Source organism: Phaeobacter sp. B1627, from assembly GCF_006265095.1.
GTDB lineage: Bacteria > Pseudomonadota > Alphaproteobacteria > Rhodobacterales > Rhodobacteraceae > Epibacterium.
This window is the reverse complement of record NZ_VCNK01000014.1, coordinates 78393-98628: the sequence shown is the minus strand read 5'-3', so window position 1 is coordinate 98628 and position 20236 is coordinate 78393. Positions and strand designations below refer to the sequence as shown.

The 20236-nt window shown below is 62.5% G+C and carries 17 protein-coding genes, 1 tRNA gene and 1 pseudogene; 9 read left to right on the top strand and 10 right to left on the bottom strand.

Translation table 11 applies throughout. The features are described 5' to 3' along the window. Positions 1 to 66 precede the first annotated feature (66 nt). Positions 67 to 319 (top strand): annotated as a pseudogene (locus tag FGE21_RS20355) (hypothetical protein); the annotation flags it as partial. A 16-nt stretch (positions 320 to 335) separates the two neighbouring features. Here FGE21_RS20355 and FGE21_RS08455 read toward each other — a convergent pair. Both FGE21_RS08455 and FGE21_RS08450 read right to left on the bottom strand, forming a co-directional pair. After that, positions 336 to 557, bottom strand: coding sequence for a hypothetical protein (locus FGE21_RS08455; RefSeq protein ID WP_139662862.1), 222 nt, complete (start codon positions 555 to 557; stop codon positions 336 to 338). Between the two features lie 245 nt (positions 558 to 802). Further along, positions 803 to 2551 carry a methyl-accepting chemotaxis protein gene (locus tag FGE21_RS08450; protein WP_370285576.1) on the bottom strand — a complete coding sequence of 583 codons (1749 nt, stop codon included), beginning with the start codon at positions 2549 to 2551 and terminating at the stop codon, positions 803 to 805. A gap of 332 nt (positions 2552 to 2883) precedes the next feature. Between FGE21_RS08450 and FGE21_RS08445 the strand changes: the two genes are divergently transcribed. Then, a tRNA-Asn gene (locus FGE21_RS08445) sits at positions 2884 to 2958 on the top strand. Between the two features lie 403 nt (positions 2959 to 3361). On the opposite strand, the gene FGE21_RS08440 is transcribed toward FGE21_RS08445, so the two are convergent. From FGE21_RS08440 to rffA, 3 genes are read right to left on the bottom strand one after another with little or no spacing between them, the layout of a single operon-like run. Then, on the bottom strand, positions 3362 to 4273 hold the full coding sequence (locus FGE21_RS08440) for a hypothetical protein (protein WP_139662860.1): 912 nt from the start codon (positions 4271 to 4273) through the stop codon (positions 3362 to 3364). Then, positions 4270 to 4833 (bottom strand): DapH/DapD/GlmU-related protein, encoded by a 564-nt coding sequence (locus FGE21_RS08435; RefSeq protein ID WP_139662859.1) that lies wholly within the window; start codon positions 4831 to 4833, stop codon positions 4270 to 4272. Before FGE21_RS08435 ends, FGE21_RS08440 begins: the two co-directional genes overlap by 4 nt. 1 nt (position 4834) lies before the next feature. Then, positions 4835 to 6088 carry a dTDP-4-amino-4,6-dideoxygalactose transaminase gene (rffA, locus tag FGE21_RS08430; protein ID WP_176695390.1) on the bottom strand — a complete coding sequence of 418 codons (1254 nt, stop codon included), beginning with the start codon at positions 6086 to 6088 and terminating at the stop codon, positions 4835 to 4837. 75 nt (positions 6089 to 6163) lie between these two features. Between rffA and FGE21_RS08425 the strand changes: the two genes are divergently transcribed. After that, on the top strand, positions 6164 to 7066 hold the full coding sequence (locus FGE21_RS08425) for a Dam family site-specific DNA-(adenine-N6)-methyltransferase (protein WP_139662858.1): 903 nt from the start codon (positions 6164 to 6166) through the stop codon (positions 7064 to 7066). Positions 7067 to 7131: 65 nt separating this feature from the next. On the opposite strand, the gene FGE21_RS08420 is transcribed toward FGE21_RS08425, so the two are convergent. After that, positions 7132 to 7890, bottom strand: coding sequence for an alpha/beta fold hydrolase (locus FGE21_RS08420; protein WP_176695389.1), 759 nt, complete (start codon positions 7888 to 7890; stop codon positions 7132 to 7134). Between the two features lie 179 nt (positions 7891 to 8069). On the opposite strand from FGE21_RS08420, the gene FGE21_RS08415 reads away from it, so the two are divergent. After that, complete coding sequence (locus FGE21_RS08415; protein WP_139662856.1) at positions 8070 to 8435, top strand: hypothetical protein; 366 nt, start codon at positions 8070 to 8072, stop codon at positions 8433 to 8435. 112 nt (positions 8436 to 8547) lie between these two features. Here FGE21_RS08415 and glyA read toward each other — a convergent pair whose 3' ends face one another. Further along, positions 8548 to 9843: a serine hydroxymethyltransferase gene (gene glyA / locus FGE21_RS08410; RefSeq protein ID WP_139662855.1), complete on the bottom strand. Its 1296-nt coding sequence runs from the start codon at positions 9841 to 9843 to the stop codon at positions 8548 to 8550. A 175-nt stretch (positions 9844 to 10018) separates the two neighbouring features. Between glyA and FGE21_RS08405 the strand changes: the two genes are divergently transcribed. Continuing rightward, positions 10019 to 10774 carry an NAD kinase gene (locus tag FGE21_RS08405; protein WP_139662854.1) on the top strand — a complete coding sequence of 252 codons (756 nt, stop codon included), beginning with the start codon at positions 10019 to 10021 and terminating at the stop codon, positions 10772 to 10774. A 131-nt stretch (positions 10775 to 10905) separates the two neighbouring features. On the opposite strand, the gene FGE21_RS08400 is transcribed toward FGE21_RS08405, so the two are convergent. After that, the gene (locus tag FGE21_RS08400) at positions 10906 to 12339 is read right to left on the bottom strand and encodes an amidase family protein (protein WP_139662853.1); all 1434 of its coding nucleotides are present in this window, start codon (positions 12337 to 12339) and stop codon (positions 10906 to 10908) included. Positions 12340 to 12489: 150 nt separating this feature from the next. On the opposite strand from FGE21_RS08400, the gene FGE21_RS08395 reads away from it, so the two are divergent. Together FGE21_RS08395 and FGE21_RS08390 are read left to right on the top strand one after the other, a co-directional pair. Beyond that, positions 12490 to 13032, top strand: coding sequence for a hypothetical protein (locus FGE21_RS08395; protein WP_139662852.1), 543 nt, complete (start codon positions 12490 to 12492; stop codon positions 13030 to 13032). Between the two features lie 214 nt (positions 13033 to 13246). Continuing rightward, entirely contained in the window at positions 13247 to 13456 is a 210-nt protein-coding gene (locus FGE21_RS08390; RefSeq protein ID WP_139662851.1) for a CsbD family protein, read from the top strand. A gap of 243 nt (positions 13457 to 13699) precedes the next feature. On the opposite strand, the gene prpE is transcribed toward FGE21_RS08390, so the two are convergent. Both prpE and FGE21_RS08380 read right to left on the bottom strand, forming a co-directional pair. Beyond that, entirely contained in the window at positions 13700 to 15589 is a 1890-nt protein-coding gene (gene prpE, locus FGE21_RS08385) for a propionate-CoA ligase PrpE (protein ID WP_139662850.1), read from the bottom strand. A gap of 370 nt (positions 15590 to 15959) precedes the next feature. Beyond that, the gene (locus FGE21_RS08380) at positions 15960 to 18239 is read right to left on the bottom strand and encodes an NADP-dependent malic enzyme (RefSeq protein WP_139662849.1); all 2280 of its coding nucleotides are present in this window, start codon (positions 18237 to 18239) and stop codon (positions 15960 to 15962) included. Positions 18240 to 18482: 243 nt separating this feature from the next. On the opposite strand from FGE21_RS08380, the gene FGE21_RS08375 reads away from it, so the two are divergent. Both FGE21_RS08375 and FGE21_RS08370 read left to right on the top strand, forming a co-directional pair. Next, entirely contained in the window at positions 18483 to 19574 is a 1092-nt protein-coding gene (locus tag FGE21_RS08375) for a cupin domain-containing protein (protein WP_139662848.1), read from the top strand. Positions 19575 to 19798: 224 nt separating this feature from the next. Continuing rightward, the gene (locus FGE21_RS08370; protein WP_370285573.1) at positions 19799 to 20236 is read left to right on the top strand and encodes a cytidine deaminase; all 438 of its coding nucleotides are present in this window, start codon (positions 19799 to 19801) and stop codon (positions 20234 to 20236) included.

The following is a 20236-nucleotide window of genomic DNA, read 5'->3' as shown; positions in this document are numbered from 1 at the left end:
TCTCCTATATTGGCTCATCAGGGGGCCTTGATGATGTGACAGCTCCCTGACGGCATCAATGTGCCAATGGGGGGCTGGGATGATCCACAAAGGAGGACGGTTGTTTCGGAGATTGTCACGGTCGGGCTAGATCTGGCGAAGACTGTCGTCCAAGAGCAGGGTGCGCAGTCCTGCGCAAGAATCGGCGACGAGGGCCAGGTCTTGGAGTTTTTAGCCATCTGCCATCTGCCAACGTGCGTTGTCGCGATGGAAGCTCACAGCGGCGCCCGTTTTATGCGGCCGTGAGATCGGCAAGCTGGGCCACGAGGTGCGACTGATCCAGCTCTTTCAGACAGTCAGCTCAGGTTGTTGTCCATCAACCACTGCATCTCGGGGTCCGCCTTGGCCAGAACCGTGATCTCGACATCAATCGCTGCGATTCGGTCATTGATCACGTCCAGCTGTGGCGTCATGACAGACAGAAGTGTCGGCATTGAGTGCGAGAGATCGTCATTGCCCTTCGCAGCCAATCTGGCCTGTTCCTCTTGAACGACGTGGCGCCCTGTTCCAACCCGCATGCCGCGTTCCATCAGGAAGCGGCGACCCTTGATTGGCCAGCCGCCTCCTGACCGACACCAGAGGCTGCTGCGCCGGGTGAAAGGCCTGGAGGTCAAGCTGTTCCTCCGATTCGATTGCGACGAGTGACTTCGCCGGGCGCGTCGCGGCTTCGGCAAGTGCCTCTGCGTTGTGATCATCGCCCACCTATGCCCGCCGCAATAGCAGCGGGTTGGTGGGAAGGTAGTTCATCCCAGTAGGTCAGGCCTTAGAAATCATCCCAAATCTTGCCCGTCCCGCCTTGAGCGCCGACTGCTGCTTGCGTCGGCTCGGGGGTATATTCGTCCCATTCATCACCATGTGCAGAGGGCGTGACTGGCGCGTCTTCCATGATCTCGGGTGAGGCCACCTCCTGGATGCTTCGGACGCCGTCTCCGAGCTTGAAATGAGACACCATGGAAGCGAGGTTTGTCGCGTTCGCTTTCAGCATGTGGCTGGCGGCTGTGGATTCTTCGACCATGGCCGCGTTTTGTTGGGTTACCTGGTCCAATTCGACCATGCCGCTGTTGATGTCACCCAAGCCGGCAGATTGTTCGCTGGCCCCCTGGGCGATGTTGGAAATCAATCCGGAAATCTGGGTCACGCGTTCTACGATGGAATGAAGCGCTTCGCCGGCTTTGCCGACCAGATCGACGCCGCGGTCGACCTGTATGGAGGAATTTCCGATCAAAGTCTTGATTTCCATGGCTGCGTCAGAGGACCGCTGCGCAAGGGCCCGCACCTCGGAGGCCACGACCGCGAAACCGCGCCCGGCCTCACCCGCTCGCGCGGCTTCCACGCCCGCGTTCAGGGCCAGAAGGTTGGTTTGGAAGGCAATGTCATCGATCACGCCGATGATCTGGCCAATATGGGAGGACGATTGTTCAATTTCAGTCATTGCTGACACTGCGCTGTTGACGATTGTGCCGCTGTTCACCGCTTCGGATTTAGCTTCTTCCATTGTGTCAGAGACGCTGCTGGCGCCTTCTGCCGCCTGACGAACAGATGCGGTGAGTTCGTCTAGGGCAGCCGCAGTTTCTTCCAATGTGGCGGCCTGGCTTTCCGTGCGTCGGGCAAGGTCGTCCGAAGCGGCGCTGATCTCAGCTGAACCGTTCTGGATGCTGTCCGCGGCCTCAACGACAGCAGAAACTGTATCAAACAACCGATTGACCAATGCGTTGAAATCTGTGCGCAGCTTTTCATAATCATCCGGAAAGCACTCTGTAATCTGCGCTGTCAGGTCGCCGGTTGACAGATTGCCAAGGGCCTCGCTCAGGGCAGAGACGACATGCGACTGCATTTCATCGCGCTTTCGCTTTTCTTCTTCCATGCGTTGCTGTTCAGCGGTGGTGTCACGAAAGTCGACGAGAGCCTTGCCGAGAGCGCCGATTTCGTCCCGTCGCGCGGCTTCCGGGATTTCAAGTGATATGTTGCCCTGCTGAAGTGCGTCGATGTGAGTTACAATCGAATTGATCGGTCGGGATACCGCACTGGCAATCATGTAAAAGATAACCGAGAAAACTGCAAAAATGGCGAATCCGAGCCCCGCAGCCACGATATTGGCCTGCATGATCTGGCCTGTGATAACCGACGTATCGAGCGCCCAAACCATGGTTCCAGCGAGCTCGCCTTCAAACAGCAGCGGGGTTTGGAAGTAGGTGATCCCGTCGGTCTCAAGGCGCGGCGTGTCGGAAGCCAGCAATTCATCCGCTTTGGCGATCCAGTCTTCTTGCATCGCGTCGCCCTTGGAGGCCTCAGCCAGAAGATCTCCGCTGCTGACGACGCGCGCGAATACAAAGCTTTCGCGTTCTGCAAGTGACTGCAGCGTGCTCTCTGCCAGTTCTTCGTTGTAGTTCCATGCTGCGGTCGCCAGCGGCGCGGCAATATAGGTTTCGGTTAGTTCGACCTGCTGCTCAAAACCGGTATAGAGCGCCGAGGACAACCGTTGCGCCCAGAACGTCGTAATCACGCCAATCATAATTAACAGACCAGCCATCCCCGGAAGCAGGATTTTTTGTTTAACTGGCATGTTCCGAAACCAAGACTTTGACAACACGGTGTCCCTCCAATTCGCATGACCCAGCTTCGCTCAAGACAATTTCTATTTCGTTAAGTGGAACACGGCAGAAGCGCTTTGGAAATTCCCTATTGGTGGGCGGTCCTGAAACGGGGTGAGCCGGGCATAAAGGCGGTTGAGCGGGTGTTAAGCGGCTGGGCGAAATCGGCTCGGGTCTCAGTGAAATTCTTTGTTCTGAAGACGCAATTTTCGCTGGACGCCCCCGGTTCACGAAGCTATACGAGCCCCCACACTCCGGCGTAGCTCAGCGGTAGAGCAGTTGACTGTTAATCAATTGGTCGTAGGTTCGATCCCTACCGCCGGAGCCAGAATCTCTCAAAGGGATCAATGGCATAAAGGCCGCTCATCAGAGCGGCCTTTGTCGTTTTCGATAGGCTCTGCAGCAACTCCACAACATTCGTTGCCAACTGCCGCTCACACCTTCGCGGCTGTAGGTCTTTGCGGCTGAAGGTCGCCCGCCCAGTTTGTCGACACGCTGAGCCGCAAGCCAGATCATTCAGTGCCATGTCCTCCCTGGCCAGCAGCGCGGCCAGGGGAGCGGTCGAGGTCCTCGGCTGACGCGCCGTCAGGGGGCATCAGGGGCGTCGGGGGGATCGGGAGGGCGGCGCTGACATACGACTGCAATAAGCGCGCCAAGCAAAAGAGGGCGGGTGGCGATCCGGGAAAATCGATTCTGCCGGTCTGAGAGGGCATTTCTCTTGCCGGAGCCTGCTAGGGGGAGGGGGCACGGGTCCGAGAGATGAAATTGCGAACAGTGTCCAGCCCGGCCCGTTCCTGAGCGGCCAGTACTTCGGCTACCTGGTCTTGCGTGGCGCGGGCGTGGTCCAGATCGTCGAGCCCATAGGCGACACCGACCCGCCCGATCGGATGCGAGGCAACCCAGTCCTGGCGGGTGCGGAAAGCGCCGGGGATGATGACACTGGTGCAACCGCAGATGGCGGCATATTGCGAATAAAACGTCGCTTCGTCATAGCTGTAGAACGTGTCGCAGGCGTTGAAGACCTCCGCGGTCTCCTCATGTGACATCCCGTCGATACAGATGGCATCCTCGGTCTGCGGGATGCGCGCCTTTTCATGGCCCTTGCGGAGGATATAGCAGGCCCCCTTGCGGTCGGGCCGGTTCTCGTTGCGATAGGCGGGATGGCGTTGCCAGAGGTAGAGATCCTGCGCGCCGCCGGTGATCTCGGGCAGATCCGACATTTCGCCTGCGCGAAAGAACATCTCTCCTTCGGTGAAGGCATAGGGGTCTTTTTGCCCGGGTTTGTAGAGCAGCCAGCGGGCGATGCGATGGGCCTCCAGCGGGTTGCCCAGAGTGACTTCGGGATAGACCACGACCGTCGTGTCGCGCAGATCGCGGGGTCGGGCGACCCGGGTCGTCAAGGTCGGGTTCCTGCGCAACAAGGCGGCATTTCCCTGCCACAGGACGCGCGGTTTGCGCAGCACCTGTTTCAGCCACCCGCCGAAGGACCGCTTTGCGGGCACGCCCCAGGGCCACAGGGCGGCGTCCTCGCCCAGCGCGGTCAGCGCATGAGCCAGCTGGTGCAGAAAGATCGCGCCGCCGCTGTCGGGATCAAAGCCCGGCGCATAGATGACGTAGTTGGCGCGGGCAGGGTCAGGCCTCACGGCGCTTCACTCCGCAGGAAGTCCTGCTCCAGGTGCAAAAGCTCTGTCGAGCGCGCCTTGATCGCCTTCGCGGGCACCCCGGCGAGAATGGTCCAGGGCGCACTGGAGGAGAGTACGACGGCACCCGCGCCCACTGCCGTGCCCTCGCCGAGGTCAACCCCCGGCGATACCACGGAATTGGCGCCGACAATCACATGCCGTCCGAGGGTGACAGGCGCCATTGTCTCGGTCTTGTAGGCCGCCGGTACGGTCGGGTTGGTCAGGGAGGCGCCCGAATAATCATCGGATTGCGCAAAGACTTTGACCCCATAGGCAAGGCCCGAAAAATCGCCAAACCGAATGCCCGGCGCGCCGCCTGCAACGAGGCACAGCGGCGCAATATGCACATTGCGCCCGGTGGTCACATGCCCGGACACCACACAGAAATCATCGATCCGGGTGTGATCGCCGAGCGACATTTTTTCCGGCTCGTAGATCGATGCCTTGTCGCTGATGCGGACGTTGCGGCCCAGGCCTGCAAATCCCATGGCCTCCAGCTGCGCCGGCGTGAGATAGGCCATGTCAGCGGCCACCGCTGCGAAAGAAGGCGGTCACGGCTGATATCACCTCTTCGATCTGGTCGCCGAGAGAGTAGAACATCGGCAGCCGCAACAGGCAGTCAGAGGTGTTGTCGGTGACCGGCAGATCACCGGCGGCGCGGCCGTATTTCAGCCCGGCCGGGGCTGAATGCAAGGGCACGTAGTGAAACGGCGCGATGATGCCGCGCTCCTTCAGGTAGGAAATCAGGGCATCCCGCCGCTGCTGATCGGGCAGCCGCAGATAGAACATATGCCCGTTTCCTGTGGTCTGCGCCGGGATCACCGGCAGCGCCACGGCCCCCTCTGCCGCCAGATCGGCAAAGGCCGCCATATAGCGGTCAAACTGACCACAACGCCGCCGCCGGATCTCTGGCTCCATCTCCAGTTGCCCATGCAGGAAGGCTGCGATCAGTTCGCCCGGCAGGAAGGATGACCCAATGTCGACCCAGGTATATTTGTCCACCTGACCGCGAAAGAAACGGGACCGGTTGGTGCCTTTTTCTCGAATGATCTCGGCGCGGTCCACCAGGTCTGGCCGGGTCAGGGTCAGGGCGCCGCCTTCGCCGCTGATGATATTCTTGGTCTCGTGAAAGCTGAAGGCGGCCATATCGCCGAGCGAGCCCGCAGGGCGGCCCTTGTAGGTGGAGCCATAGGCCTGTGCGGCGTCCTCGATCAGGACAAGATCATGCGCCAGGGCGATCTCGGCGAGGGCATCCATATCGGCGGGGAAGCCTGCGTAGTGGACGGCAATGATGGCGCGGGTTTTGCCGGTGACGGCCGCGCTGACGCGGGCGGGGTCAATATTCAGGGTCAGCGGATCGATGTCGACAAACACCGGCACCGCGCCCCGCAACACCACGGCGTTGGCGGTGGAGACGAATGTGAAGGAGGGCATGATGACTTCATCGCCCGGCTCCAGATTGCACAGGATCGCCGCCATCTCGAGCGCTGCTGTGCAGGAATGGGTCAGCAGCGCGGCGCGGGCGCCGGTGGTCTCCTTGATCTGCTGGTTGCAGAGCTGGGTGAAATGGCCGTCGCCGGACAGCTGACCGCGTTCTATGGCGTCAGTGACCCACCGCAGTTCCTGCCCGACAAACGAGGGGCGGTTAAAAGGGACTTTGATCGAAGTCACAGCCAGTACAGCCTTTTCCAGTTCCACGGTCCGGCGATCACTATAGTCGCGCGCGGGCCGGATCAAAAGGTGAAATGCGGCCTGCGGCGCAGGGCTGTTTCGCATGGCGCCATGGCGGTTTCTGGGTCATAAAGCCCGGAATTCCAGAATGCCAGAGTATCACAGAGGGGACCCCCAGGCATGAAGACAGCGCTGACGGAGGCGGACGGGGCGCTGCCATCCTCCGGGGCCACCGGGCTGCCGCCTGCGCCCTTCAAGAGCCAGCTTCTGAAGTGGGTCGGCAACAAGCAGCGCTTTGCCCATGAGATCGTGTCCTTCCTGCCGCAGGACTACGGCACCTATTTCGAACCGTTTCTGGGCGCCGGTGGCGTGATGGCGAACCTGCGGCCTCACCGGGCGCTCGGATCCGACAGTTTCGCACCGCTGGTCGAGATCTGGCAGGCGCTCAGCGCAACACCGGAGACGTTGATCTCGTGGTATGGCGACCGTTATGCGGCCTTTGAGAGCGGCGACCGGATACAGGTCTATGAGGCGATCAAGGCGCGCTACAATGCGGCGCCCAACGGGGCGGATTTCCTGTTTCTGTGTCGCGCCTGCTATGGCGGGGTGGTGCGGTTTCGGCGCAAGGACAGCTATATGTCGACGCCCTGCGGCAGCCACCCGCTCATCAGCCCGGAGAAATTTGCCACGCGGGTCGGGGTCTGGCGCGACCGCATGGCCGGCGCCCGGTTTGCCTGTCTCGACTACCGGATGGCTATGGCGCAGGCGCGGGCAGGGGATGTGATCTATTGCGACCCGCCCTATGCGCATTCCCAGACCATCCTCTACGGGGCGCAGGCCTTCCGTCTGGAGGAGCTGTTTGCCACCATCGCCGCCTGCAAGGCGCGCGGCGTGCGGGTGGCCCTCTCCATCGACGGGACCAAGAAATCGGGCGATGTCTACTGCAACATCGAAATCCCCTCGGGGCTGTTTGAGCGCGAAACGCTGGTCAATACCGGCCAGTCGATGCTGAAACGGTTCCAGATGGGCGGTCAGCGTATGGAGACCGAGGCGGTGCGGGACCGCCTGCTGCTGACGTACTGAGGGGGGCTGTCAGGCTGTGCCCTTGGTGCAGCCCTCCGCAACCGCCCCGCCTGTTCGCAGGGCTGTCAGGCGTTCAGAAAGGCGCGCACCGTTGCCTCGAAGGCGCGGGGGGTCTCGGCGTGCAGCCAATGCCCGGCATCGGGGATCTTGGCAAAGCGCGCTTTGGGGAACAGCTGTTTGATCCGGTCGCGATGGGCGGGCTGCACATAGTCAGAGGTGCCACCGGTCAGGAACAGGGCGGCACCGGCCCAGGAGATGCTGACCTCGGGGAAGCCGAGGATATGGGGCATCTCGCGTTCCAGCGCGTCGAGATTGAGCCGCCAGCGGCGGTTTTCGACATCGAGCGACTGGGTGAAAAAGCTCTGAAGCTGGGCATCGACACCGGCCTCGGCCAGTTGCTCCTGCGCGTCCGAGCGACGTGTCACCGCGTCGAGATCGACACTGCGCATGGCGGTGATGAAATGGGCCTGGGTATGGCTGTAGCTGACGGGGGCGATATCGGCCACCACCAGCCGGTGCACCAGTTGCGGGTGGTTCAGGGCGAGCATCATGGAGGCCTTGCCGCCCATGGAATGGCCCACCACATCCATCTGTCCGCCGTGTGCCGCAATGACCTCGGCGAGATCTTCGGCCAGATCGGTGTAGCTGTGGCTGTCCTGCCAGGGGCTGTCGCCATGATTGCGCATGTCGACGGCGATGACTAGGCGCTCATCGGACAGACGTTTCGCGATCACCCCCCAATTGCGGCCCGAGCCATAGAGCCCGTGCGCGATCAAAAGAGGAGGGCGGTCGGTCGGGGAGCCATGGGAGATCGTGTTCAGCATGTCGCCGTGATAGCCGCAACTCAAGCGACTGTCAGCCCCCATATGGCGGGGTGATCTGTCCCGATCCGATCTGCCCTGATCTGCCCCGATCCGCCCGGTTCTGTGGCCGGGCCGACATTGAGCTTTTGGGCGGCGGCGCGTAGGGTCATTGCCGCCACCATCTGCGGAGACCCGAGCCAATGACCGAGACGCTACAAGGCGAATTGAGCGAAATCAGCCTGTTGCTGGAACAGCGGCTGAAGCTGAGCGGCAGCCTGTCGGACAGTCTGCGGCGGGCCCGGCGGCATCTGCCCTACAGGTTGCGCCGGGTCGCCGAGGATCTGGCCTCGGCAGAAGAGGCGTCTTGCAACCCGCGGCTGGCGGTGACGCTGGATCAGGCGCGGCTGTTGCGCAAGGCCCGGCGTCTGCGTGCCTATCTGAGCGAGCTGGATCTGGCCGACCGGCGCAAGGGGCGGGTGCTGGACATTGCGGCGACGACCGGATTTGCGCTGCTGGTGGTCATCGCACTGTTGTTGGTCGTGCTGCGCTGGCGCGGATTTGCCTGATGGGTCCGGGAGGGGCCCGCATGCAAAACACCGCCACGCGTGGAGGGCGCGGCGGCGTTTCGTCTCTCTTTCGTGTTCGGCGCCCTGAGACCCAAGGGCGCCGGCAGATCACTCAGAGGTCTGGATAGAGCGGGAAGCGGGCGCAGAGTGCCGAGACCTTCTCGCGCACGGCCGCTTCGACCTCGGCGTTGCCCTCTTCTCCATTGCGCGCAAGCCCGTCCACCACTTCGACAATCAGGCGGGCGATCTCGCGGAACTCTTCCTCGCCAAAGCCGCGGGTGGTGCCTGCGGGCGTGCCAAGGCGGATGCCGGAGGTCACGGTGGGCTTTTCCGGATCAAAGGGAATGCCGTTCTTGTTGGTGGTGATATGCGCCCGGCCCAGGGCCTTGTCGACGATATTGCCGGTCACGCCTTTGGGGCGCAGGTCCACCAGCATCACATGGGTGTCGGTGCCGCCGGTCACGATGTCCAGACCGCCCTTGATCAGCTCGTCCGCCAGCGCCACCGCATTGGCGCGCACCTGTTTCTGGTAGGTCTTGAACTCGGGCTTCAGCGCCTCGCCAAAGGCTGCTGCCTTGCCCGCGATCACATGCATCAGGGGGCCGCCCTGAATGCCGGGGAAAATTGCCGAGTTCACTTTCTTGGCAATGTCCGCATCATTGGTCAGGATCATGCCGCCACGGGGGCCGCGCAGGGTCTTGTGCGTGGTGGTGGTGGCCACATGGGCATGCGGGAAGGGCGAGGGGTGCTCGCCCGCGGCGACCAGACCGGCGAAATGGGCCATGTCCACGTGCAGATAGGCGCCAACCTTGTCGGCGATGGCCCGGAAACGGGCAAAATCGATGATGCGCGGAATGGCAGAGCCACCGGCGATGATCATTTTCGGCTGATGCTCGATCGCCAGAGCCTCGACCTCGTCATAGTCGATCAGGCAATCCTGCTGACGCACGCCATATTGTACGGCGTTGAACCATTTGCCGGACTGGTTCGGGGCGGCGCCATGGGTCAGGTGCCCGCCGGAGGCGAGGTTCATGCCGAGGATGGTATCACCGGGCTTCAGCAGCGCCTGAAACACGCCCTGGTTGGCCTGCGAGCCGGAATTGGGCTGCACATTGGCGAACTCACAGCCAAAGAGTTGCTTGGCGCGGTCGATGGCGAGGTTTTCGGCCACGTCCACATATTGGCAGCCGCCATAGTAGCGACGGCCCGGATAGCCTTCGGCATATTTGTTGGTGAGGACAGAGCCCTGGGCCTCCATCACCGCAACAGAGACGATATTCTCGGAGGCGATGAGTTCGATTTCATCGCGCTGGCGCCCGAGTTCCGCCTGCATGGCAGCAAAGAGTTCGGGGTCACGCTCCGAGAGGCTCTGAGTGAAGAAACCGGGGTCACGGGTGGTCACAGTCATGCTGGCTCCGTCTGGTTGGGGATGATCTTTGCGGGATTTCCTATCGGAAACTCTGCCGATCTGAAAGACTGTAAAGCGACGAAATCTGCCGGGGGAACGGCAAGTCTGGTCATTGGGGAAAACCTGTGCTTGTTTCGGAACCGATTGGACCCTTCCGGAAACAGGATCGCGCCGCATGAGAATCGCATTTTTGGCCAGCGAGGCCCCTCTGGCGCAGACCGCGCGGGAGGGACTTGTTGCGCATTACGGCACTGTCGATGCGGCAGCGGCGGATGTCATTGTCGCGCTTGGGGGGGATGGGTTCATGTTGCACACCCTGCGCGACACCATTGATCTGAATGTCCCGATCTACGGCATGAACCGCGGCACCGTCGGGTTCCTGATGAACAGCTATAGCGAAGAGGGGCTGCTGGAGCGGCTGGCGGCGGCGGTGGAGGAGACAATTCACCCGCTGCGGATGCGGGCGCGGGATCGCCGGGGCGGGCTGCATGAAGCGATGGCCATCAATGAGGTGTCGCTGCTGCGGCAGGGGCCGCAGGCGGCCAAGCTGAAGATCTCTGTCGATGGGCGCCAGCGGATGGCAGAGCTGGTCTGTGACGGGGCGCTGGTGGCGACACCTGCAGGCTCCACCGCCTATAATTACTCGGCGCATGGTCCGATCCTGCCGATCGGGGCGGATGTGCTTGCACTGACTGCGATCGCGGCCTTTCGCCCCCGGCGCTGGCGCGGGGCCTTGCTGCCCAGTGGCGCGACGGTTCGGTTCGACGTGATCGACGCTGCCAAACGGCCGGTGATGGCGGAGGCGGACTCGGTTTCGTTCAAGGATATCGATTGGGTTGAGATCCAGAGTGAGCGGCGCATCAGTCACAAGATCCTGTTTGATCCCGGCCATGGGCTGGAAGAGCGGCTGATCTCTGAACAGTTCAACTAGTCGGATCACCCATGCGGGCGCGCTGACGCGCGACAGGACCAGCCCCGGACCTCTGGCCCGGGGCGATGCCTCCGGCGGAGGTATTTTCAAAAAGATGAAACCGAGGGAGGCGGGCTCGGGACGGAAGGCGGTCAGGACGGGGCGGTCATCTGCTCCCAGAGATGCGGCGCCATCGGCCCAATGCGGTCCTCGATGGCGATGGCTGCATCAACCGCCATGTCCTCGCGCCAGCGTTGTGCCACGATCTGGACGTTGATGGGCTGTGGGCCCTTCGGCAGCGCCGCCAAACGGGAGGGCACACAGGCGGCGGGCAGTCCCATGTAGTTCATGGCGTAGGAATAAACCGCACAACCGAGCACATCATGGGCCCCTTCGGCGCCTTCGAGGTCGCGGTCCGGGGCAAAGAAGGGCTGTGGCAGGAAGGGGGTCAGGACCAGCGGATAGTCGGCCATGAACATGGCCCATTGCCGCGCATAGTGGCTGCGTTTTGCATAGACTTCCAGGAGCGCATCGCCGGTGAATGGTGGAAACTCCTGAAAGTAGGTGTCAAAGAGCGCGCGGATGGTATCTGATCCATGGGCGTCGATATCTGGTTTCAGCAGGGACTGGACTTCGCCCATCAAGGCCCGGTAGCCGGTGCGCCCGGCCTCGAAGGCATTCGGGGGCTCGGCCTCTTCGACGATATAGCCTGCGTCGGTGAGGGCATCGCGGGCGGCGAGGAGCGCGGCTTCGACCTCGGGGTGCAAGTCGTAGCCAAAGGTGTTCCGGGTGAAGGCCACCCGGATCGGAGCGCCGGGGGTGGGGCCGTTCCAGGGCACCGGGGCATGGAACGGATCGCGGATGTCGGCGGCAATGAGCGCGGGCATGGCGAGGTGCAGATCCGCAGCGCGGCGCGTTATCAGGCCCTGAACGCTCATCAATTGTGCCAACAGGCCCCGTTCGGCTTTTTGGCTGGGGTTCCAGGCGGGGACGCGGCCGAGGCCGGGCTTCACGGTGACCGCACCATTGGCGGCGGCGGGAAAGCGCAGGGAGCCGCCGATGTCATTGCCATGGGCGAGGGCGCCGATGCCTGCCATGACCGCCGCGCCGCCGCCGCCGGAAGAGCCGCCCGGCGAAATATGCGGGCCCCAGGGATTATGGGTCCGGCCAAAGAGCGGATTGTCGGTATCGGCGCGAAAGGAGAATTCGGGCGTGTTGGTGCGCCCGATCACCACTGCCCCCGCACGTTCAAGGTTCTGCACCACCGGAGCGTCATCCGGGGCGATCAGATCCCTGAGTGCGGTCACCCCGTTCGAGGTGGCGTGTCCGGTCTGATCAACGTTGATCTTGATGGTGACCGGCACCCCGTAAAGCGGGCCGCGCAGAAGCGCCGCCTGGGTATCAAGAGCTTCAGCGCGGGCCAGGGCTTCGTCACGCAGATCCTCGACCACCGCATTCAGCGCAGGGTTGACCGCGTCCATCCGGGCAAGCGTGGAGGTCACGGCTTCGGTCGGGGTGACCTCGCCGTGGGTGGTGAGATGTGACAATTCACGCGCGCTGAGGCGCCAGAGGTCTTGATGTGCCATATGGGGTCTCCTTGAACGGGGAGCCTAATGCGCCCGTCCGGCTGTGAGAAGGGGGTTTGGCCTTAGCTGTTTCTTCATTGCCGGAGTGCAGAGTGGTGGCAAGGTCGACCTCCGTTTGAAGACCCCTGTTTTTGAGAGAAAGATAACAAAATGAAACCGATAGCAGTTTGTGCCCTATTGCTGGGCAGTGCTGGCGTGCTCGCCTCTCCCCTGCAGGCGCAGGACTATGTCTCGGTCTATCAGGTGATGGAGGACATGATCGACACACCCTATGAATGCGCCGACTACGATCCGGCGACGGACAGTTGCTCCAGCGTGTCGCTGATGTATTCGGAGGAGGGGATCATCTACAACACATCATGGTTTGCGATGCCAAACCCGGGCGGCATCCCTTGGGTCTTTCAGGCGCATTCGGAATATGAGACCGTGATGGGGTGGGGCTGCTCGACCAGCTGGCAGGGACCGGGGGTGTCCTATTCCTCCGGCGGGCAGCCGGAACTGGGCGAGAGCTATGCCCGGCAGATCCAGGCCCAGTTGGCGCAGGCCGCGGATCGGGATGAACCCTGTGCCGGCTACTATCCGATGGCCCAGGGGCAGTATCAGGTGCGGTTCCGCCACCGCATTGGCGATCCGGCGCCGCGGGCGGCGATTTCGGTGCGCTTCTTTGCGACGCCAAAGCCGGTCCGTCCCTGACCTCTCTGTACAGGGGGGGGCAGGTGTCGCACGCGCCTGTCCGCCCCCGGACGCCGCGCCGCCAGTTTCGGGGGTGACAGGCGAACCTGTGGACGCGCACGCGAAATCTTCGCAGCCTGCGGAACAAATCCCGCATCTCTACGTTGTCCGGTCAAGCAGCACGCGCCCTGCATGGCGCACTGTGATCCGACCTGAACATAAAGGAGCAGAGATCATGAACTGGGATATCATCGAAGGCAAATGGAAGCAGCTGAAGGGTTCGGCCTTGAACCAATGGGGCAAGCTGACCGAGGATGAAGTCGATCAGGTGGCGGGCAACCGGCAGAAACTGGTGGGCCTGTTGCAGGAACGCTATGGCATGGCCAAGGATGAGGCCGAACGTCAGATCGACGATTTCGCCGAACGTCAAAAAGAGCTGCTTTGATCGCCGCAGTATCCTGAGAGCCGCAGTGTCCTGATAGCCACTGTGCGCTGAGAGCCCCTGTGCGCCGGGATCCACAGGCCGGACCAGAGCACAGGCGCAGTACGCAAGCTCACGACACAGGCTCGAAACGCAGATACGAAAAACAGACAGGATCCGACAACAGTCCGGATCAGAAAGCGGCCCCCGTCTGGGGCCGCTTTTGCGTGTGAATGATCCATCCGGGGCCACACAGAACTGCGGGGATCAGGAGGCGTAGCCCAATTCCTGCAGCGCGGTCTTGATCTCATCAAGAATGGCCGGATCGTCGATGGTCGCGGGCATCTTCCAGCTGCTGCCATCCGCAATGGACACCATGGTGGCGCGCAGGATCTTGCCCGAGCGGGTCTTGGGCAGCCGGTCCACAACGCAGGCGAGCTTGAACGCGGCGACGGGCCCGATCTTCTCCCGCACCCGTTTCACGACCTCGGTGACAATCTCGCTATGGGGGCGGTTGCAGCCTGCGTTCAGACAGAGAAAGCCCAGCGGCATCTGCCCCTTGAGGCTGTCCGCGACCCCGATGACGGCGCATTCCGCAACATCCGGGTGACCCGACAGCACCTCTTCCATGGCGCCGGTGGACAGGCGGTGACCCGCCACATTGATCACATCGTCGGTGCGCGCCATGATATAGAGATAGCCGTCCTCGTCCATCATCCCGGCGTCGCCGGTTTCATAATAGCCTGGAAAAGCAGTGAGATAGCTCGTCCTGAACCGATCGCCCGCCTGCCACAGCGTCGGCAGCGTGCCCGGAGGCAGCGGCAGTTTGATCGCGATCGCGCCCAGTTCTCCGGCGCTGACAGGATGCCCGCCCTCGTCGAGGATATGCACCTCATAGCCCGGCATCGGCACCGCCGGAGAGCCAAGTTTGACCGGCAGCGCCTCGATCCCCAGCGGATTTGCCGCGATCGACCAGCCGGTTTCCGTCTGCCACCAATGGTCGATCACCGGAACGCCCAGCTGCTCCTGCGCCCAGACAATCGTGTCGGGATCGGCGCGTTCACCGGCGAGAAAGACCTGGCCGAGGTGGGACAGATCGTATTTTTTGACGAAATCGCCCTCGGGGTCCTCCCGCTTGACCGCGCGAAAGGCCGTGGGCGCGGTAAAGAAGGTTTTGACCTTGTGCTCGGCCATGACCCGCCAGAACGTGCCGGCATCCGGCGTGCCGACAGGTTTTCCCTCAAACACGATGGTGGTGTTGCCATGGATCAGCGGCCCGTAGGCAATATAGCTATGCCCCACGACCCAGCCCACATCCGAGGCAGCCCAGAACACATCGCCGGGGTCGACATTATATATGTTTTTCATCGACCAGTTCAGCGCCACCAGCTGGCCTGCGGTGTGGCGGATCACCCCCTTCGGCTGACCGGTGGTGCCGGAGGTATAGAGGATATAGGCAGGGTGATTGCCCTCGACCGGCAGGCAGTCCGCAGGCTCCACCCCGTATTGAAAGCCGTGCCAGTTGACATCGCGCCCCTCGATCAGCTCCGCAACTTCCTGTTCGCGCTGCAGGATGACGCAGAAATCGGGCTTGTGGCTGGCCTGTTCGATGGCGCCGTCCAGCAGCGGTTTGTAATGCACGATCCGCCCCGGTTCGATCCCGCAGGACGCGGCGATGATCGCCTTGGGGGTGGCGTCGTCGATCCGCACGGCGAGTTCGCTGGCCGCAAAGCCGCCAAAGACCACCGAATGCACCGCGCCGATCCGCGCACAGGCCAGCATCGCCTCCAGCGCTTCGGGGACCATCGGCATGTAGATGATCACCCGATCGCCCTTTTCCACCCCTTTGGCCCTGAGCGCCCCGGCCAGAGTCGCGACCCGGTTGCGCAGCTCGACAAAGGAAATCTCGCGTTTGGTGTGGGTGACCGGGCTGTCGTAGATGATCGCGGCCTGCTCGCCACGGCCGGCCTCGACGTGGCGGTCAACGGCATTGTAGCAGGTGTTGACGCGGGCGTCGGCGAACCATTCATACAGGCCCTCGCCGAGATCGCTCAGCGCCCGTGTCGGTGCTCGGTCCCAGCTGATGGCGCCCGCAGCGTCCATCCAGAACCCCTCCGGGTCTGCCTGCCACTGTGCGTAGACCTCAGAATATGTCATCGCGATCCTCCTCTCTGTCTCCTCTTGGCGGCGAGGGTAGGCGCAAGCATTTCACCGGGGCAAGCAGGCGGAGCGCCCCTGCGTCACATTGGCGTTGTTTTGAGGCGAATTTTGCCAGAGCAGATTGCAAATTTTTGCAAACTCTCTGGCAGAAGCAGGTTTCGCTAAGTTGACCCGCAATCTCTGCAAAGTTGCAAAGCGGTCCGGGCTGCAATCCGGGCTGCAATCCGACTTGCAAACTGGGGTACGGCGGACCGACTCAGTGGCCGCTGCTTTCTTGGGAATGTCGGGGTCGCGGGTCTGTCTGGCGGCGGGCGCTGACCGTCCCCTGACCGGAGCCGGGGCCGGTCAGGGGCGCCAGCCCCGTTGCTCAGCCGTAGAGACCGACAGGCGTGCCCGCGATGGCCGCCATGTTCAGCAATCCGCGCGCCGTGATCGAGGGCGATACGATATGGGCGCGGTTGCCCATGCCCATCAGGATCGGACCGACCTCAAGACCGCCCGAGCGCATTTTCAGGATGTTGCGGACCCCTGATGCGGCGTCTGCATGGGCAAAGATCAGCACATTGGCCGCGCCCTCCAGGCGCGAGTTCGGGAAAATCCGCTCGCGCAGATCCGCATCCAGCGCCGCATCGATATTCATCTCGCCTTCGTAGACAAAATCGCGGGGCGCCTCATCGAGGAGTTTCATGGCCGCCCGCAGCCGGGCGCCGGTGTCGCATTGGATATTGCCGAACTGGCTTTGAGAACACAGCGCGATCTGCGGCTTGAGGCCAAAGCGGCGCACATGGCGGGCCGCGCCGAGCACGGTCTGTGCGATTTCCTCCGGGGTGGGTTCAATCCGCACCTGGGTGTCGGCAATGAACAGCGGCCCGTCTTCGAGGATCATCAGCGACAACGCTCCGTGGGGGGTATATTTGCCACCGCCGAGGATCTGGCTCACATAGTTCAGATGCCAGCGGTATTCTCCGAAGGTGCCGCAGATCAGGCTGTCGGCATCGCCGCGATGGACCATGATGGCGCCGATGGCGGTGGTATTGGTACGCAGGATGGCCTTGGCCAGATCCGGGGTGACGCCCTGACGTTCCATGATCTGATGGTAGCTGGACCAATAGTCACGGTAGCGGGGATCGTTTTCCGGGTTCACGATCTCCACATCCTTGCCCGGCCGGATCGACAGGCCAAGGCGGTCGGCGCGGCTTTCGATCACTTCCGGCCGACCGATCAGGATCGGTGTTTCGGTCGTTTCGCGCAGGATCTCCTGGGCGGCCCGCAACACCCGCTCGTCTTCGCCTTCCGCAAAGACAATGCGGCGCGAGGCGGCGCGGGCGGATTCAAACACCGGCTTCATCAGCAGGGCGGATTTGAACACGCTCTGGTTCAGCTTCGACCGATAGGCCCCGAGATCGTCGATGGGGCGCTTGGCAACCCCGCTCGACATCGCCGCCCCCGCCACGGCCGAGGACACCACCGCCACCAGACGCGGATCAAACGGCTTCGGGATCAGGTAGTCGGCGCCAAAGGTGAGCTGTTCGCCCTTGTAGGCCGCTGCCGCCTCGGCCGAGGTGGTGGTGCGCGCCAGTTCCGCGATACCGTCAACACAGGCGATCTCCATTGCGTCGTTGATCTCGGTCGCACCCACATCCAGCGCCCCGCGAAAGATGAAGGGGAAACACAGGACGTTGTTGACCTGATTGGGGAAATCGCTGCGCCCGGTGGCGATGATCGCATCGGGGGCGACCGCCCGGGCCGCGTCGGGCATGATTTCCGGGGTCGGGTTCGCCAGCGCGAAAATGATCGGGCGGCGGGCCATTTTCGCGACCATCTCGGGTGTCAGCACATTGGGACCGGAGAGGCCGAGGAACAGGTCTGCACCATCGATCACCTCATCCAGGCTGCGCTTGTCCGAGGCCTGCGCAAAGGCCGCCTTATGCGGGTTCATGTCCTCGCTGCGGCCGTCATAGACCAGCCCATGGATATCGCAGAGCCAGACATTTTCGCGCCGCACCCCCAGTTTCAGCAGCATGTTGAGACAGGCGATCCCGGCCGCGCCGCCCCCGGTCGAAACGATCTTGATGTCCTCGAACCGTTTCCCGGCCACATGCAGCGCATTGGTGGCGGCGGCGCCAACCACGATGGCGGTGCCGTGCTGATCGTCGTGAAAGACGGGAATATTCATCCGCTCGCGGCAGAGTTTTTCCACGATGAAACAATCGGGTGCCTTGATGTCCTCAAGGTTGATCGCGCCAAAGGTCGGCTCCATCGCGCAGACGATATCGGCCAGTTTTTCCGGGTCGCTTTCGTTCAGCTCGATATCGAAACAGTCGATATTGGCAAAGTTCTTGAACAGGACCGCCTTGCCCTCCATCACCGGTTTGGACGCCAGCGCCCCGATATTGCCGAGACCCAGCACGGCAGAGCCGTTGGACACCACTGCGACAAGGTTGCCCCGCGCTGTATAGCGGGCGGCGTTGTCTTCGTTGTCCTTGATCTCGAGGCAGGCTTCGGCGACGCCGGGCGAATAGGCCCGGGCCAGGTCAATGCCGGTGGCCAGAGGTTTTGTGGCGCGGATTTCCAACTTTCCGGGGCGCGGAAATTCGTGATAGCGCAGAGCCGCGTCGCGCAGGGATTCCGAGGTCTTGTCGGTCATGAAAGGGCGCTCCTCATGGTGATTGTTTAGTGTTAAACTAACTTGTGACGGAGGGGAACCGGCATTCTTGACGCATGGGAAGGATCGGGGAAGGATCGGCGCAGCGCTGCCTGCAATTGCCTGCAGAGGGTCACGGGCGGGCGCGACCCTCTGCAGCAACGGGCAAACGCCCTTGATCAAGGCCGACGGAGCGCGCAGGGTGACGCAAATCACGCCACAGCCAAAACTGATTGGGAGAAGCACATGGCCGATACGGTCGCCGAGATCCTCTTGCCCACTTCCGAACTCCGGGACGATATTCCCTTTTTTACCAAGGTCCTCGGTCTGAAACTTGATATGATATACCCGGCTGATGATCCCCGGGTTGGCGTGTTTTCCGGCCATGGGATCCGGGTTCGGATCGACCGCGATGCCGAGACTGCGCCGGGGCTGATCCGCATCCTGACCGAGGACCCGGAGGCGTTTGCGAACGGGGCCCGGACCCTGACCGCGCCCAACGGGACCAGGATCCTGATCGAGCCGCGCAACCCGCCGCTGGAGATGCCGCCAACGGTGCACAGTTTCGTCGTCCGGCGGCTCAAGGATCAGGCGCCCTGGATCATTGGCCGGGCCGGCATGCAGTACCGGGATCTGGTGCCGGACCGACTGGGTGGGTCGATCATTGCCAGCCACATCCGCATTCCCGATGGCGGTCCGGTGCCGGATATGGTGCATTTCCACAAGGTCGGCTTTCAGCTCATTTTCTGCATCCACGGCTGGGTCGATGTGGTCTATGAGGATCAAGGCGACAAGATGCGCCTGACGCCGGGGGATTGCTTCATTCAGCCGCCTGAAATCCGCCACCGGGTGCTGGAGGCCAGTGACAATGTTCAGGTGATCGAAATCGGGGTTCCCGCGGAACATGTGACAGAGATCGACCACGAGATGACGCTGCCCACGCCGCATCTGCGGCCGGATCGCGAATGGGACGGCCAGCGGTTTGTCTTCAATCAGGCGGCCGGGGCGGACTGGCAGGCGTTTCGTCTGCCGGGATTTGAATGTCGCGACACCACCATAGCCGAGAACACCGGGGGCGTGGCCGGGGTCCAGGTGGTGCGGCCGGTCCCGGGCGGGGGCAGCAGTCCCTGGGCCGCCCATGACACCGACATTCATTTCACCTTTGTGATGGCCGGCACCGTGACGCTGGAAGGAGAGGGGCGCACACCCTATGATCTGGAGCAGGGCGACGCCTTTGTGATCCCGCCTCATATGCGGACGCGTCTCTGCGGGGCATCTGAGGATCTGGAACTGCTGGAGGTGACCCTGCCGGGACGGTTCCACACGGATCTGGCTTGAGCGAGACAGGCTTGAGTGAGACAGGGCTGCGCTGCGCAGAGGGGAGGCAACCGGAGGCGGCAGGCCCCAGACCGACCCCAGAGAGGGCAGATCACATTTGACCAATTGGTCAGGATCGGCAAGAACGGATGGCAAGTTTCAAAGCCCGACGGCGCGCCTCCGCCCCCTGGCGCTCAAATGGTGCTCAAATCTGAAAATGGAGAATCTGAAAATGGAGTGTGCCCATGCCTGCTGATAACATGTCTGCTGATAAACTGTCCCCGCCGGAAAACCCATTGCGTGCGCGTGCCGCAGCGGTGCGTGAAAACGCCCATGCGCCCTATTCGAAGTTCAAGGTCGGCGCCGCCATCCGGGCTGCGTCTGGCACCGTCTATGTGGGCTGCAACGTGGAGAATGTGGCCTACCCGGAGGGCACCTGTGCCGAGGCCGGGGCGATTGCCGCGATGGTGGCGGCTGGCGAGACACAGCTGACCGAGGCCTATGTGATCGCGGATTGCCCCGCGCCGGTGCCGCCCTGCGGCGGCTGCCGGCAGAAGCTCAAGGAGTTCGGCGCAACGGATGTTTCTGTCACGCTTGCGACCACGGACGGGGTTGAGCAGACCACCACCATCGGTGACCTTTTGCCCGGTGCCTTTGATGCGGGCTATATGGAACGGAGTTGA

What these genes read in the sequence shown, in the direction of transcription:
- FGE21_RS08395 (WP_139662852.1), top strand. Translation starts at nt 12,490, where the DNA reads ATGAAACCGATAGCAGTTTGTGCCCTATTGCTGGGCAGTGCTGGCGTG.
- FGE21_RS08400 (WP_139662853.1), bottom strand. Translation starts at nt 12,339, where the DNA reads ATGGCACATCAAGACCTCTGGCGCCTCAGCGCGCGTGAATTGTCACAT.
- FGE21_RS08405 (WP_139662854.1), top strand. Translation starts at nt 10,019, where the DNA reads ATGAGAATCGCATTTTTGGCCAGCGAGGCCCCTCTGGCGCAGACCGCG.
- FGE21_RS08435 (WP_139662859.1), bottom strand. Translation starts at nt 4,833, where the DNA reads ATGGCCTATCTCACGCCGGCGCAGCTGGAGGCCATGGGATTTGCAGGC.
- FGE21_RS08455 (WP_139662862.1), bottom strand. Translation starts at nt 557, where the DNA reads ATGCGGGTTGGAACAGGGCGCCACGTCGTTCAAGAGGAACAGGCCAGA.
- FGE21_RS08415 (WP_139662856.1), top strand. Translation starts at nt 8,070, where the DNA reads ATGACCGAGACGCTACAAGGCGAATTGAGCGAAATCAGCCTGTTGCTG.
- glyA (WP_139662855.1), bottom strand. Translation starts at nt 9,843, where the DNA reads ATGACTGTGACCACCCGTGACCCCGGTTTCTTCACTCAGAGCCTCTCG.
- FGE21_RS08420 (WP_176695389.1), bottom strand. Translation starts at nt 7,890, where the DNA reads ATGCTGAACACGATCTCCCATGGCTCCCCGACCGACCGCCCTCCTCTT.
- prpE (WP_139662850.1), bottom strand. Translation starts at nt 15,589, where the DNA reads ATGACATATTCTGAGGTCTACGCACAGTGGCAGGCAGACCCGGAGGGG.
- FGE21_RS08425 (WP_139662858.1), top strand. Translation starts at nt 6,164, where the DNA reads ATGAAGACAGCGCTGACGGAGGCGGACGGGGCGCTGCCATCCTCCGGG.
- rffA (WP_176695390.1), bottom strand. Translation starts at nt 6,088, where the DNA reads ATGCGAAACAGCCCTGCGCCGCAGGCCGCATTTCACCTTTTGATCCGG.
- FGE21_RS08390 (WP_139662851.1), top strand. Translation starts at nt 13,247, where the DNA reads ATGAACTGGGATATCATCGAAGGCAAATGGAAGCAGCTGAAGGGTTCG.
- FGE21_RS08370 (WP_370285573.1), top strand. Translation starts at nt 19,799, where the DNA reads ATGCCTGCTGATAACATGTCTGCTGATAAACTGTCCCCGCCGGAAAAC.
- FGE21_RS08450 (WP_370285576.1), bottom strand. Translation starts at nt 2,551, where the DNA reads ATGATTGGCGTGATTACGACGTTCTGGGCGCAACGGTTGTCCTCGGCG.
- FGE21_RS08380 (WP_139662849.1), bottom strand. Translation starts at nt 18,239, where the DNA reads ATGACCGACAAGACCTCGGAATCCCTGCGCGACGCGGCTCTGCGCTAT.
- FGE21_RS08375 (WP_139662848.1), top strand. Translation starts at nt 18,483, where the DNA reads ATGGCCGATACGGTCGCCGAGATCCTCTTGCCCACTTCCGAACTCCGG.